Annotated in this window: 15 protein-coding genes and 1 tRNA gene; 5 read left to right on the top strand and 11 right to left on the bottom strand. The window is 45.8% G+C overall.

The window, feature by feature from the left end; translation table 11 throughout:
- Positions 1 to 161 precede the first annotated feature (161 nt).
- A tRNA-Arg gene (locus VFDL14_RS08710) sits at positions 162 to 238 on the bottom strand.
- A 210-nt stretch (positions 239 to 448) separates the two neighbouring features.
- On the opposite strand from VFDL14_RS08710, the gene folD reads away from it, so the two are divergent.
- Positions 449 to 1,309 carry a bifunctional methylenetetrahydrofolate dehydrogenase/methenyltetrahydrofolate cyclohydrolase FolD gene (gene folD, locus VFDL14_RS08715; protein WP_032551891.1) on the top strand — a complete coding sequence of 287 codons (861 nt, stop codon included), beginning with the start codon at positions 449 to 451 and terminating at the stop codon, positions 1,307 to 1,309.
- Between the two features lie 106 nt (positions 1,310 to 1,415).
- Here folD and VFDL14_RS08720 read toward each other — a convergent pair whose 3' ends face one another.
- The 4 genes from VFDL14_RS08720 to VFDL14_RS08735 form a co-directional block, all read right to left on the bottom strand.
- Positions 1,416 to 2,615, bottom strand: a complete 1,200-nt coding sequence (locus tag VFDL14_RS08720; protein ID WP_032551890.1) for a NupC/NupG family nucleoside CNT transporter — start codon at positions 2,613 to 2,615, stop codon at positions 1,416 to 1,418.
- A 206-nt stretch (positions 2,616 to 2,821) separates the two neighbouring features.
- Positions 2,822 to 3,766 (bottom strand): LysR family transcriptional regulator, encoded by a 945-nt coding sequence (locus VFDL14_RS08725; RefSeq protein WP_032551889.1) that lies wholly within the window; start codon positions 3,764 to 3,766, stop codon positions 2,822 to 2,824.
- 149 nt (positions 3,767 to 3,915) lie between these two features.
- Positions 3,916 to 4,908, bottom strand: coding sequence for a lytic murein transglycosylase (locus VFDL14_RS08730; protein WP_032551888.1), 993 nt, complete (start codon positions 4,906 to 4,908; stop codon positions 3,916 to 3,918).
- Between the two features lie 32 nt (positions 4,909 to 4,940).
- Positions 4,941 to 5,231, bottom strand: a complete 291-nt coding sequence (locus tag VFDL14_RS08735; protein ID WP_032551887.1) for a YcgL domain-containing protein — start codon at positions 5,229 to 5,231, stop codon at positions 4,941 to 4,943.
- A 221-nt stretch (positions 5,232 to 5,452) separates the two neighbouring features.
- Here VFDL14_RS08735 and minC point away from each other — a divergent pair, with 221 nt between their 5' ends.
- From minC to VFDL14_RS08755, 4 genes are all read left to right on the top strand, one after another.
- Positions 5,453 to 6,115 carry a septum site-determining protein MinC gene (minC, locus tag VFDL14_RS08740; RefSeq protein ID WP_032551886.1) on the top strand — a complete coding sequence of 221 codons (663 nt, stop codon included), beginning with the start codon at positions 5,453 to 5,455 and terminating at the stop codon, positions 6,113 to 6,115.
- Between the two features lie 20 nt (positions 6,116 to 6,135).
- Positions 6,136 to 6,948 carry a septum site-determining protein MinD gene (minD, locus tag VFDL14_RS08745; RefSeq protein ID WP_032551885.1) on the top strand — a complete coding sequence of 271 codons (813 nt, stop codon included), beginning with the start codon at positions 6,136 to 6,138 and terminating at the stop codon, positions 6,946 to 6,948.
- Positions 6,949 to 6,954: 6 nt separating this feature from the next.
- Entirely contained in the window at positions 6,955 to 7,218 is a 264-nt protein-coding gene (minE, locus tag VFDL14_RS08750; RefSeq protein WP_032551884.1) for a cell division topological specificity factor MinE, read from the top strand.
- A gap of 191 nt (positions 7,219 to 7,409) precedes the next feature.
- Positions 7,410 to 7,829, top strand: coding sequence for a hypothetical protein (locus VFDL14_RS08755; RefSeq protein ID WP_032551883.1), 420 nt, complete (start codon positions 7,410 to 7,412; stop codon positions 7,827 to 7,829).
- 67 nt (positions 7,830 to 7,896) lie between these two features.
- Here the strand turns inward: VFDL14_RS08755 and rnd are convergent, their stop codons facing one another.
- From rnd to tsaB, 6 genes are all read right to left on the bottom strand, one after another.
- A complete protein-coding gene (rnd, locus tag VFDL14_RS08760; RefSeq protein ID WP_032551882.1) occupies positions 7,897 to 9,015 on the bottom strand; it encodes a ribonuclease D in 1,119 nt (372 codons plus the stop codon).
- A 113-nt stretch (positions 9,016 to 9,128) separates the two neighbouring features.
- Positions 9,129 to 10,823 carry a long-chain-fatty-acid--CoA ligase FadD gene (fadD, locus tag VFDL14_RS08765; RefSeq protein ID WP_032551881.1) on the bottom strand — a complete coding sequence of 565 codons (1,695 nt, stop codon included), beginning with the start codon at positions 10,821 to 10,823 and terminating at the stop codon, positions 9,129 to 9,131.
- Positions 10,824 to 10,929: 106 nt separating this feature from the next.
- The gene (locus tag VFDL14_RS08770; protein WP_032551880.1) at positions 10,930 to 11,781 is read right to left on the bottom strand and encodes an alpha/beta fold hydrolase; all 852 of its coding nucleotides are present in this window, start codon (positions 11,779 to 11,781) and stop codon (positions 10,930 to 10,932) included.
- Positions 11,782 to 11,843: 62 nt separating this feature from the next.
- Positions 11,844 to 12,404 (bottom strand): Slp family lipoprotein, encoded by a 561-nt coding sequence (locus VFDL14_RS08775; protein WP_032551878.1) that lies wholly within the window; start codon positions 12,402 to 12,404, stop codon positions 11,844 to 11,846.
- A gap of 37 nt (positions 12,405 to 12,441) precedes the next feature.
- Positions 12,442 to 12,747 carry a hypothetical protein gene (locus VFDL14_RS08780; protein WP_032551877.1) on the bottom strand — a complete coding sequence of 102 codons (306 nt, stop codon included), beginning with the start codon at positions 12,745 to 12,747 and terminating at the stop codon, positions 12,442 to 12,444.
- A gap of 181 nt (positions 12,748 to 12,928) precedes the next feature.
- The gene (tsaB, locus tag VFDL14_RS08785) at positions 12,929 to 13,630 is read right to left on the bottom strand and encodes a tRNA (adenosine(37)-N6)-threonylcarbamoyltransferase complex dimerization subunit type 1 TsaB (RefSeq protein ID WP_032551876.1); all 702 of its coding nucleotides are present in this window, start codon (positions 13,628 to 13,630) and stop codon (positions 12,929 to 12,931) included.
- Between the last annotated feature and the right edge of the window lie 3 nt (positions 13,631 to 13,633).

Below are 13,633 nucleotides of genomic sequence, written 5' to 3'. Positions count from 1 at the left end.
GAAATAACTTGATACAGTTTGTAGACTCTTGAAATGAAATTCCAACGATTCCATTAAGCTAAAAAATAACAGAGTGACGAGCAACTAAGTCACAAATATAATTAAGCCTGAAATGCAAAAAACCCGACAACTCAAAGAGCTATCGGGTTTCTTAAAATAAATGGCACGCCCTGTAGGATTCGAACCTACGACCACATCCTTAGAAGGGACGTGCTCTATCCAGCTGAGCTAAGGGCGCGCTACAGGAAAGAATTATACGAATTCGAATCAGTAAAGCAACGGCTTTATCTAACATTCTGATCTAAGTGAGTAAAAAAAGGGCAAAGGCATTATAAGTGTTGAAAATTAGACCAAAGCAAACGTTTGCTTGATGGAAATCAAAAACGTTTTCTGGAATAATGCGCCAAAACATCAGCCACTAACTTGAATATCAATACTAAGGAAATTCATGACTGCTCAAAATATTGATGGAAAGCTAATATCTCAAACCGTTCGTTCTGAAGTTGCTGCACGTGTAAAAGCGCGTACTGAAGCAGGCTTACGAGCTCCAGGCCTAGCGGTAGTTTTAGTGGGTGAAGACCCAGCTTCTCAAGTTTATGTGGGGAGCAAGCGCAAAGCGTGTGAAGAAGTCGGCTTTGTATCAAAGTCTTTTGACCTACCTGCAACGGCAACCGAAGAAGAACTACTTACTCTTGTTGACCAATTGAACGAAGATCCAGAGATTGATGGCATTCTTGTTCAGCTACCTCTTCCTGCCGGTATCGATAGCACACACGTACTAGAGCGTATTACGCCAGAAAAGGACGTTGATGGTTTCCACCCATACAATGTCGGTCGTCTTGCACAGCGTATCCCTAAGCTACGTTCTTGTACGCCAAAAGGTATCATCACTCTGCTTGACCGCTACAATATCGACCTACGTGGTAAGCACGCGGTTGTTGTTGGCGCATCAAACATCGTTGGTCGTCCTATGACTCTAGAACTGCTTCTAGCGGGTTGTACAACGACAACTTGTCACCGTTTCACTAAAGATCTAGAAGGTCACGTGCGTCAAGCGGACGTTGTTGTGGTTGCCGTAGGTAAGCCTAACTTCATTCCGGGTGCGTGGATCAAGAAGGGTGCAGTGGTGGTCGATGTTGGTATCAACCGCCTAGAGTCAGGCAAATTGGTGGGTGACGTGGAATATGATGTTGCAAAAGAGAGTGCAAGCTTCATTACTCCAGTTCCTGGTGGTGTTGGCCCGATGACGGTTGCAAGCCTTATCGAGAACACAATGATCGCTTGTGAGCAGTTCCACTCTAACAAGTAACCACTGCCTCAAATAGCTATTATCTCATGGAGCCATTGCTTCAAATAATGAAAAGCCGCGACAATCCGTCGCGGCTTTTTTGTGGGCTATTTACTTATGGAAAAGGCTATAACGATAGCGCTACACCTGCAATCGAAGCACTCATCAAGTTCGCTAGTACGCCTGCACAAATCGCGCGGAAGCCGTACTTAGAGATAAATGAGCGACGCTCTGGTACTAGGCTACCCAAACCACCGATTAGAATCGCCATAGTTGAGATATTCGCAAAGCCACACAGTGCAAAGGTTACGATAGCTTGAGAGTGTTCGCTCAGTACTTCCTTCGCTTCCATTAGCTGGATGAAGGCAACAAACTCATTCACAACAATCTTGTTACCGATCAGTGAGCCCGCAACAACCGCTTCGTTCCATGGCACACCAATCAGCCATGCAACGGGTGCAAACACATAACCTAGGATAAGCTCGAAGCTTAGGTCCACGCCGAACCAACCACCAACTGCACCTAGCATGCCGTTCAGCATTGCAATCACGCTGACAAAAGCAAGAAGTGTTGCACCCACTGCGACTGCAATACGAAGTCCAGACATAGCCCCATCTGCCATTGCCTCAACTACGTTCGTTGCTCGTGGAATTTCTACATCTGACTCAATGCTCTCTTGAGTCTCATTAGCACTGCCCGGTACCAAGATTTTTGCCATCAGTAGCCCCGCAGGCGCAGACATGAATGCCGCTGCAATTAGGTAGTTCAGATCCACGCCTAGAGACGCATAACCAACTAGCGTGCCGCCTGCTACCGATGCCAAACCACAAGTCATTACCGCAAACAGCTGAGAGTCCGTCATGTGCTTCAAGTAAGGCTTAACCACTAATGGTGCCTCAATCATGCCAACGAAGATATTCGCCGTAGCAGAAAGAGATTCCGCACGACCTGTACCTAACAGCTTCTGCAACGCGCCGCCAATTAGGTTGATCACTTTTGGCATGAACCCGATGTGGTACAAACCTGAAATCAGAGCCGAAAAGAAAATGATGATACCGAGAACGTTAATCGCGAATACGAAACCACTATTGGTTAGGCCACCAAATAGGAAGCCGATGCCCTCTTGGCCGTAATTGATTAAGCTCGAAACGGCTCCTGTCACGCCATTCAGCACGTCTTTACCCATAGGTACGTACAACACAAGCAGTGCAAAAGAGACCTGAAGTAAGAAAGCAAGAGACACCGTTCTTAGCTGAATATTTTTTCTGTCCGTAGATAGTAACCAAGCGATTACTAGAAGAGTAATGATTCCAATTAGGGATGCCATATGCGTCAAACCTGAAAAGTTGTAGTAGGAAAGGCGACGCATTGTATAGAGGAAACCGTTTGCGGCAAGCAGCGGTTGTTACATGGATGTTGGCTTAACAGTCCATTTAAACCCAAAACATATAACTCATTGAATTAATTAAAACTTTATTGATTATTTTTAATACTTTTTCCATATGGAAATTATATTTTCAAAAACAGCGACAGTTAGCGGTGTAATTCAACGCAAGTTTTCAGGTTTTTATCCCAATACGTCGGCGAACCAATGTGCTGTTTCAGGAACTCAATTACCGTGGATAGCTTCTTTGGCATATTCTTGCGGCTTGGATAGACGGCAAAAAATGGCATGATCTGGCTTGCTTTCCACTCCGGTAAGACTTGAATCAACTGACCACTTCGAAACTCTTCTTTAATAAGATAAGTCGCAAGATAGGCAATCCCCCAACCTGCTACAGCTGCATCTCTTACCGCTTCAGCTAAATCGACAGAATAATCTCCACTCACAGTGACACAGAGACTCTCTTGACCATTGTCGAACGCCCAAGAGGTGTAATCACGCTCACGGCTACGATAGATAAGACAGTTGTGGTCACTCAGTTCTGAAGGGCAACTCGGCGTACCCGCTTTGATCAAGTAGTCAGGTGATGCCGCAACCACAAACTGGCTGTCTGCTAATCTCTGGGCAATATACCCTTCCGGCAGCTCCTCATTGTTGGTGATCCACAGATCCAAGCGTTCTTCGATCATATCCACTTTGTAATCGAATAGATGAATCTCGACTTTGAGCTGTGGATAGAGCTGACGCAACTGATCGATAGCGGGAATCACATGCAAGGTACCGAACGATTGTGAGATACCAACTCGCAGCTTACCAGAGACATCATCACGTTGGCTCTCCATATCCATTTGTGCAGCTTTGAGCGTACCAAATAGCTGTTCGCAGTGCAGATAAAACACTTCACCCGCTTCGGTCAACGTGAGGCTGCGCGTCGTACGCTGAACCAGCTTAATCCCAATGTTGTCTTCCAACAGTGCGATCTGCTTACTGATGTGCGATACCGATACATTTAAGCTCTTCGCTGCACTGGTAAAACCGCCATGCTTAATCAAGGCGTGGAAGATCACCATTTGTGCCGCTCTGTCTGTTAACACTCCATCTACCCTCTATCTATCTTTAAAAAACGGCCTATGTGGAATAAATCATTTCTTCGAAAACACTAAAAACAAAAGGACTCCGAAGAGTCCTTTTTAAATCTTTTGGCTTGCGCCGCTTTGCCTTGGGCGTTTTATTTAAACTTAAGTTATTTAAACTTAATTCGATCAGCGAGGTGACTCACTGCCAGTGCAAAATAGTACGAACGATTCCACTTCATCAGTACATTGTAGTTGTTGTAAACCAAATAAGAGCGCCCGGTTTGGTCATCCGGCATGATCAGCCAAGCTTTGATATCTTCGTCAAGCTTAGGTAGTGGGCTGCCATCAAAGCGAGTAATACCCAGCTTTGACCACTCTTGAAGGTACTTACCTTTCTCTTCCGAGCGGCCCTGCATATCTAAAGAGATATTCGCCGGCACTTTAACCTGCCTTCCCCATGTGTACTTATCATCCCAACCAGACTGACTCAGATAATTCGCCGCAGAAGCAAAAACATCAGCTTCGGTATTCCAGATATCTTTCTTACCGTCACCATTACCATCCGCTGCATAAGCTAGGAATGAACTTGGCATAAACTGAGGTTGCCCCATCGCTCCAGCCCATGACCCTTTCATATCCTGAGGCTTAATGTGCCCCTCTTCAAGAATGGTCAGTGCTGCCATCGCTTCTTTGGTAAAGAACGCCTCGCGACGACCTTCGTAAGCCATGGTGGTCAATGCGTCAATCACACGATAATTGCCAGTAAAAGTACCAAAGTTACTCTCAACGCCCCACAATGCGACAATAAAGCGAGGTTGAACACCATACTCATCACCAATGCGTTTCAGCTCAGTATGGTGCTTATCGTAAAGCGACTGCGCTTGCTTAACCTTCCAAGCGGGAACTGCTCTTGGGATGTACTCGTCGAGCGTCAGCTTTTTCTCTGGCTGATTTTTATCCGCCTTCACAGCACGCGGTTTAAACGTCACGCCATCAAAGGCTTGGTCGATGATCGATTGAGAGATGCCTTGCTCTGAGCCCTGTTGTTTTAGTTTTTCAACAAATTGCTCAAAGCTCAACTCGTTAGCGTGTAACGGAGCCAATGCACTGCCAGCCAATAACGCCGACACGGTAATTAGGGTTTGCGATAATTTACTCAACGATCATTCCTCCCTGAATAAGGTGAGTAAGACTACTCTTCATCTTGAGTGTTTTGTTGAGCCTTACGCTCCTTATATAACTCAAGTTCATTCACTGGTGGTGGCGGCAATTGTAAAAAGAAGCCGTCGGTTTCTAGAGACTCACGAACTTTATCGATGTTCACTTGCGCCAATTTACGGCCATCCATTTTGATAACCATTACGAAGCTAGGTTTACCAAACATTTCCATCAATGCGTCAGGAACTTGTGAAAAATCATCCTTTTTAGGGATATAAAGGTATGTTCCTTCTTTTTTTGAGCTTTTATATATAGAACACAGCATGACAAACCTTTTCTAAATGTTTATGACTACAAAACTCTCACATGCGAGATCAATAGTTTATGTTGGTGAAATATTGGGAACAAAACGTCCATTTGACAACAAGATCACTTGCTGTGCTTGGTCTGGGAATATAACATGATAAGCCTAGTTTCAGGCAATGTCCTTTATCGTAAAGATGAAAGAAATTGTAGCCAACCGTTATTGAGGTCCTGTAGTTTTCGATGTCTAGTAACCCAGATTTAAAAGGTAGCAGCTTTACGCTATCTGTCTTGCACTTATCCGATGATAACGTCGAAAATGCAGCGTCATTCCTTCAAGAAAAAGTCGACCAAGCACCAAACTTTTTTGCTGCAGCTCCTGTGGTAATTAACATCAGCCAAGTTGCCGGTGATATCGACTTCCTTCAACTTAAAAACGGCATCTCTCAAGCAGGTATGATCCCTGTCGGCGTAACGGGTTGTTCCGATAAGCGCATGCAAAACCTAGCAAAAGAAGCTGGCTTCGCTGTAATGACGGCCAGCAAGTCCCCTTCACAGGCTCCGGCTAAGATGGCGCCCACAAAAGTGGTAAGAACTCCGATTCGTTCTGGACAACAGGTCTATGCTAAAGATGGTGACCTTTTAATTTTGAGTCACGTGAGTGCTGGAGCGGAAGTAATTGCGGATGGCAGCATTCATATTCATGGCACATTACGCGGCCGCGCAATTGCAGGCGCAAGCGGTCAAACTGAAGCAAAGATTATCTGTAACGATTTACAAGCCGAGCTGGTTTCCATTGCAGGCAACTACTGGCTCAGCGATCAAATTGAAAGCGAGTACTGGCAGAAGAAGACCATGTTCAGCATGGACAACGACGTACTACGTGTTGACGTACTCGCACTATAAAGAAATAAAAGGAAAAAATAATGGCACGCATTATCGTTGTAACGTCAGGTAAAGGCGGTGTTGGTAAAACTACCTCCAGTGCAGCTATTGCCTCAGGTTTAGCTTTGAAAGGAAAAAAAACAGCGGTTATCGACTTTGATATTGGTCTGCGTAACCTCGATCTTATCATGGGCTGTGAGCGTCGTGTCGTTTACGATTTCGTTAACGTTATCAATGGTGAAGCAACTCTGAACCAAGCGATGATCAAAGACAAGCGCACAGACAATCTATACATTCTTCCAGCCTCTCAAACTCGCGATAAAGATGCACTAACCAAAGACGGTGTTCGTCGTGTATTTGATGAGCTTGACGAAATGGGCTTCGACTTCATCATCTGTGACTCTCCAGCAGGTATTGAGCAAGGCGCTCTGATGGCACTCTACTTTGCTGATGAAGCAATTGTGACGACTAACCCAGAGGTGTCTTCAGTTCGAGATTCAGACCGTATTCTAGGCATCTTAGATTCTAAATCACGTCGTGCTGAAGACGGCCTAGAGCCAGTGAAGACTCACCTACTGCTAACACGCTACAACCCTGCTCGTGTAACCCAAGGCGAGATGCTAAGCGTAGAAGATGTAGAAGAGATCCTTCACATCTCACTTTTGGGCGTAATCCCAGAGAGCCAAGCAGTACTGAACGCATCGAACAAGGGTGTGCCAGTAATCTTTGACGAAGCAACCGACGCAGGCATGGCTTACAGCGATACTGTAGACCGTCTACTCGGCAGCCAAGTGGACTTCCGCTTCCTAACGGAAGAGAAGAAAGGCATCTTCAAACGACTATTCGGGGGCTAATCAACTATGTCACTACTAGAGTTTTTTAGACCACAGAAGAAAACCACAGCTAACCTAGCCAAAGAGCGCTTGCAGATCATCGTGGCAGAACGTCGCAGCCATGACGATCCTGCACCTTCGTACCTGCCGCAACTGAAAGAAGACATCTTGAAGTGTATTGCCAAATACGTTGAGGTAGATCCTTCAATGGTCGACCTATCGTTCGAGCACAAAGACGATGATATCTCGGTGCTTGAGTTGAACGTCAAACTGCCAGAAGACGACAAGTAATTTCGTCGAAATTCTAGATACCTAAAACGGCTCACTTGCTTTCAAGTGGGCCGTTTTTATATCTCAAGACAATCCATACATATATCAAACCATAACCACTGGTTATTATTTGTATAAAGAGTCAGCATTATCCAAGCCTGATTGTTTTTTGTACTCTGAATGGGTTCCCTACAGACAGAAAGAGTACAACTATGACTTACCTAAACAACACACTAAAAGCCATCATTATTGCCTCAGTATTGGTTGTGACTGGATGTAGTTCCCCTGCAATGGACAAAGACAATGAAAATGCTGCCAGAAACCGCGGTGCCGCAGGAGGTGCTTTGATGGGAGCAACATTAGGTGCGCTTACAGGTGAACCAGGGCTAGCAGTGAAAGGCGCTGTAGCGGGTGGTGTTACAGGAGGTGTCGCTGGTTCAATGAAAGACCTTGATGACTCTCGCCAGAGTGAAAACACTCAGGTTCTGGCGGATGGTCACTCACAAGATAACCGCAGTGACGCAGAGAAACGCGTTGCCGAGCTCGAAGCTGAACTAAGAATCATGGAGCTGGAACAGCAACTGGCTGAAGCGAAAGAGAAAGAGACGTCGACAAGCGACGACAAATCGTAATGACAAAAAAAGGGGTAAAGCAACTGTGCTTTACCCCTTTATATCTATCTGCGAATCAGAAAACTGACTACTTAATCAGCTTATTCAATTTCTCACCTGCAATTTCTAGTCGCCAGCCTTGCATTACATCAGGCAATTTTTCTGGGTTGCGATCGTGTTTCCAAACCCAGCTCAAGACTTGATTCAGCTGTTTTTTAGAAGCGATAAACTCAGTCGCCAAACCACTATGTTGAGATGCTGTCTTCACTTCATCTTTGAGGACTTTAAACATCTGCTTGTAACCAGGGAAGTCCATCAAGCGTTCAACAACCGCTGGGTATTCCTCTTCTGGTGTGTGCTCTGCCAGTTTCACGATAGAGCTGATTTTCGCACCGTGGCGACGCACTGAGCGGAAATCAAAACCTTCCTCTTCCATGCGCTTTGGATTTTTAATAGCAAAACGAGCCACCGCCCAAAGGTCTTGCTCTTTGAAAATGAAGTTTAGAGCTAGGTCGCGCTTAATTGCTTCCTTTAATCGCCAAGTTGCCAAAGGCTTCAAGATAGCCAGTTGCTTAGGTTTTAGCTGCCAAGCACCTTTAATGTCTAGATAAGCGTTCTCTGGCTCAATTGAGCGAATACGCTTGCTGACTTGCAGATCAGACTCTTGCTGCGCGGCATCCCACCAGCCAGCTTCCATCACTTTCTCTAGCAGCTTGTTATACATTGGCAGCAAGTAGTAAACGTCTGCTGCGGCGTAATCCAACTGCTTTTGTGATAATGGGCGTGCTAACCAATCGGTGCGTGATTCACTCTTATCAAGGTCAATACCAACGAATTCAGACACTAGCGCTGCAAACCCCGTCGACAAGCCGTGTCCTAAGAACGCGGCCATGATTTGCGTGTCCACCATTGGTGTTGGCGTACAACCAAATGCATTCTGGAATACTTCCAGATCTTCACCGCAAGCATGTAACACCTTCAGTACTGAAGCGTCTTTTAGAAGCGATACGAATGGGGTCATCTCATCCAATGCGATTGGGTCAATCAAAGACAGAGTTTCACCATCAAATAATTGAATCAAACCTAACTGCGGGTAGTAAGTTCTGGTACGGACAAACTCGGTATCAAGCATCACAACATCGGCTTCACGGGCTTGCTGACATACACGTTCAAGGTCTTTCAATTGGGTAATGATTTGATAGTTCACAAAAACTCTCACTGATTTAATTATTCCGCCGGATACAAAAATGCCGACATTCACTGTCGGCATTCTATCACTAATTTACATTAACCGCTTAGATTAAGCGGTAAGACCATCAGTTATGCACTTGCACGTTTAGCAAGCTCGGTATCGTTCTCTTCACGCAGTACGCGGCGCAAGATCTTACCTACGTTAGTCTTTGGTAGATCATCGCGGAACTCAACCAGTTTTGGCACTTTGTAGCCTGTTAGGTGCTCACGACAGTGCGCAATCACATCTTCTTTCGTCAGGCTTGGGTCACGTTTAACCACGTAAACCTTCACAAGCTCACCAGAAACTTCGTGTGGTTGGCCAATTGCCGCAACTTCCAGTACCTTACCGTGCAGAGCAACAACATCTTCAATTTCGTTAGGGTAAACGTTGAAGCCCGATACCAGAATCATATCTTTCTTACGGTCAACGATGTGCAGTAGACCTTCATCATCGAACTTAACGATATCACCAGTCGACAACCAACCATCATGGTCGATCACTTCTTTGGTCGCTTCAGGACGCTGCCAGTAGCCTTGCATCACTTGAGGGCCACGTACTTGCAGCTCACCCACTTGATCATTCGCAACAACATTGCCTTCGTCATCAATGATGCGAACATCTGTCGACGGCACAGGTAGGCCAATAGCGCCCGTGTAATCTTTAAGGTCGTAAGGGTTACCCGTAACCAGTGGAGAACACTCGGTTAGACCATAGCCTTCCAGTAGGTGAATACCTGTTACCTTCTTCCACTGCTCAGCAACAGCGCGTTGTACTGCCATACCACCACCCACAGATAGGCGTAGATTGCTGAAGTCCAGCTCATGGAAATCTTCATTGTTCACAAGTGCATTAAAGAGTGTGTTCACACCGGTAATCGCCGTGAATGGGACTTTCTGTAGCTCTTTGATGAAGCCCGGAATATCACGAGGGTTAGTAATAAGCAGGTTGCGACCACCCATTTCTACAAACAGTAAGCAGTTCACTGTCAGGGCGAATACGTGGTAAAGAGGCAGTGCCGTTACCACTAGCTCACGACCTTCATTCAATACAGGGCCGTACGCTCCTTTCGCTTGAAGAACGTTCGCGATCATATTGCGATGCGTCAGGATTGCGCCTTTCGCGACACCCGTAGTACCACCTGTGTACTGCAGGAACGCGATGTCATCACCAGACATGAACGGTTTTACGTATTGTAGGCGGCGGCCTTTATGCAGTGCCTTGCGGAATGAGATTGCGCCCGGAAGATCGTACTTAGGAACCATACCTTTTACGTACTTCACTACGAAATCGACAATGGTACCCTTCGCGCGAGGTAGCATTTGACCAAGACTAGTCAGTACCACGTGCTTCACAGGAGTGTTATCGACCACTTTCTCAAGCGTACTTGCGAAGTTCGAAACGATAACAATCGCTTTTGCACCCGAGTCGTTTAGCTGATGCTCAAGTTCACGTGGGGTGTACAGAGGGTTTACGTTAACTGCAATCATACCAGCACGAAGTACACCAAATAGTGCAATTGGGTATTGCAGTAGGTTTGGCATCATTAGAGCGACGCGATCGCCCTTTTTCAGCTTCAGATCATTTTGTAGGTAAGCGGCGAAAGCACGGCTGCGCTCTTCAAGCTTACGGAATGTCATGACCGAGCCCATGTTTTCGAATGCAGGTTGATCAGCGTACTTCTGTACAGACTGCTCAAACATCTCAACTAAAGATTGGTACTGATCTGGGTTGATCTGCTCTGGTACGTCACTTGGATAACGTGAAAGCCAAGGTTTATCCACGATGTTACTCCTCGTTTATCAGCTGACGACTGTTTCGCCGCTATTTATCATGGCGATATTACAGCACAGCTTTAGTGCATGAGCACTAAAAGGCTCAAACACTTGTTTAAATTTTGTTAACTACACCAAGAATTAGCTCAGAAACTGACTCTGGGTTCTCTAAATGACAATGATGTCCACCTGAAATCATCTTAATAATTGGGGGATTTTGAGTTGATTTGTAGCGATTATGCTGTAAATCCTTAAATCCTTCATTTCCCAAGATTATCAATTGAGGGCATTCTATAGCCTCATTTATCGCATCCGCGTGTGACTGAGACATGCGATAAACGGAATCACACTTCAATTTTGGATCGCTACGCCACTGCCAAACGCCCTCAAATTGCGCAATGCCTCGAACAACAACGGGAGCGATCAAATCTGGTGCAATTTGATTAGCATGAGATCTCAGTTTAATGGCGTCCTCTAGGCTAGCTAATGGACGTGAAGGCTTTCTTCGCTGTCGTTGACGACTGAGTACCCCATCTCGCAAGCGAGAGACTGTTGCTTGGGGAGCTTCGGAAAGAGGTCCGTGACCTTCAATTTGGATTAATCCAGACACCATTTCAGGAAAGGCGGCACTATAGCAACTTGCGATCAATGCACCAAGCGAATGTCCTACTAGTACCAGTCTGTTTGGCGATAATTTACCCATCAACTGATGTAAATCATCGATATAGTCATGAAAAGGGTAATAACTGCCGGCTTTATGCGAGGAGTGTCCGTGTCCAAACAGGTCTATCGCCACCAAATGGTAGTGATTTGACTGAGTGTGTATGGCCTGCATTAGAGAGGTAAAACTGGCCGAGTTATCGAGCCAGCCATGAACAAAAACGACCGTCAAAGCGGCCGTTTCTGGGTTTCCAAGCTCTTGGCACACCATAGTGCCGCTCGGCAGTGAATAGGATTTTTCAATCATCCGTTGTGATCATTCCTTAATCTTGTCTATTCAAACGGGATGTAAAAGCAATAGCTCAATGACTATTCTAAGTCTTGTACCACTCGGCCTTGTCTTGGCATGGTATGGAAACTACGACAATGTAGGCTGCGACACGAGTAGTACGTCGGAGCAAAGTCATTCACAATCACACGCTCTGTGATTTGCCATAGGCGCTGATTATCAGCGTCCATCACTGGGAATGTATACGGGAACTCACCAATTTTGCCATCTTCTGAGCCTGCCGATTGACCCACAAATGTCACCAAACGACCTTCAGCAAAGCTTAGAGGTTCTACGTAACCATCTACATAAGCCACGAAGCGACCACTTGGCTCCGCATCGAGATCGGGTTTACCGCTGCTAGAGATCGGCATGTTTACCACTTCAACGCGTGATTTATCTTTGAGGTTAGTAACTTTAGCTATCACACCACCTAGACGGACATCTTTGGCATCAGGCAGTTGGTTTAACCACTCTTGGTAATCGGTAATTACTGGTTCTGAAGAGGCTTCCAATTCGGTAGGTAAAGATGAACACCCAACCAATAATACTGAGAATAAGCCGAGGACGAAAAGGCGTAACTTTGCAGGGGAAATCGACATGGTTCTAACCCTTAAAATAGAAGATAAATTGATGTTTTTATATATAAATATCGACACCGATGAGTCTTGCAAGTTCCTCTTTTTTCGCCTGGTTCATAACATCCATATACTCTTCCATCGCTTTTCGTCCACGTCCTTCCGGTAGGTCGTACTGAACTTGAGCTCGATGAATATCTGATTCTTGAACATGACGAATAGAGTGCGAGACAGCATTGGCTACCTTAGTGGGCTGCCCCACAGAGGTCTTTGCATCGGTTTTCTTTACCTGATTCTTCTTGTTGGTGCGATTGGCTTTAGATGTATTGCCTATCGAAGAAGGAGGTAAACCATTAATTGATACCATTCACTCAATCTCTGCCTCGGTATGACTCTAAATATGTACTATCTAGAGTCATGGGTTATCAGAACCTTGTAAAAGTTATGACGTTTTTGTTTGTTCCTGACTAGGGCGCTTCTTTACGACCAAGGAACTGTTCGCGACCAAGAAGCTATTTTCAACCTAGCAGATATTCACGACCTAGAAGTTATTCGCGACCTGGAAGCTTTTTCCACGCCACCTTATCACGCAGATAAACAGGCTCAGACTCTTCTACTGGAACCGCTTTACCCGCCGCAAATGCAAACTGAGCGATAAACGCCATGTCTTGCGCCTCTGGGTAAAGAACGTCACTTGGCTTCGTAGTTAATGATAGCGTATCCATGTGCTCAGCGTACGCAGCCCAACCTGTACCAACCTTTGCCCAAGTGTTTTGGTCTGCTTCAATTTGGTTCACAAGCTCTTGTGGCGGAATAACGCACTCTTCATCGGCCAGAGACCAACGGCCGTCTTGTTCACGACTGTAACGAGCCCAGTAAACTTCGCTCATACGAGCATCAATGGCACTTGCAACGTGTGTATCACCAAACTGGCGGTAACTCGATTGCGCCATGGCTTCCAGTGTCGATACACCAATCATTGGCAGATCAGCACCAAACGCTAGACCTTGTGCGATACCGATACCAATGCGTACACCAGTAAAGCTACCTGGGCCTTGACCAAATGCAATCGCATCAAGCTCAGCTAAGGTCAATCCCGCTTCCTTCAGTACTTCATCAACCATAGGCAGTACTTTCTTGGTATGGTCACGTGGTGCTACTTCACTGCGGGCGAACACTTGCTCTCCCACCATCAATGCTACTGAACAGTTTTCCGTTGCTGTATCTACTGCAAGAATTTTTGCGCTCATTTA

The organism is Vibrio fortis (assembly GCF_000695685.1).
In the GTDB taxonomy this organism is placed as follows: Bacteria; Pseudomonadota; Gammaproteobacteria; order Enterobacterales; family Vibrionaceae; genus Vibrio; species Vibrio fortis_A.
The sequence above is the reverse complement of the archived record's forward strand: the minus strand, read 5'-3'. Positions and strand labels throughout refer to the sequence as shown.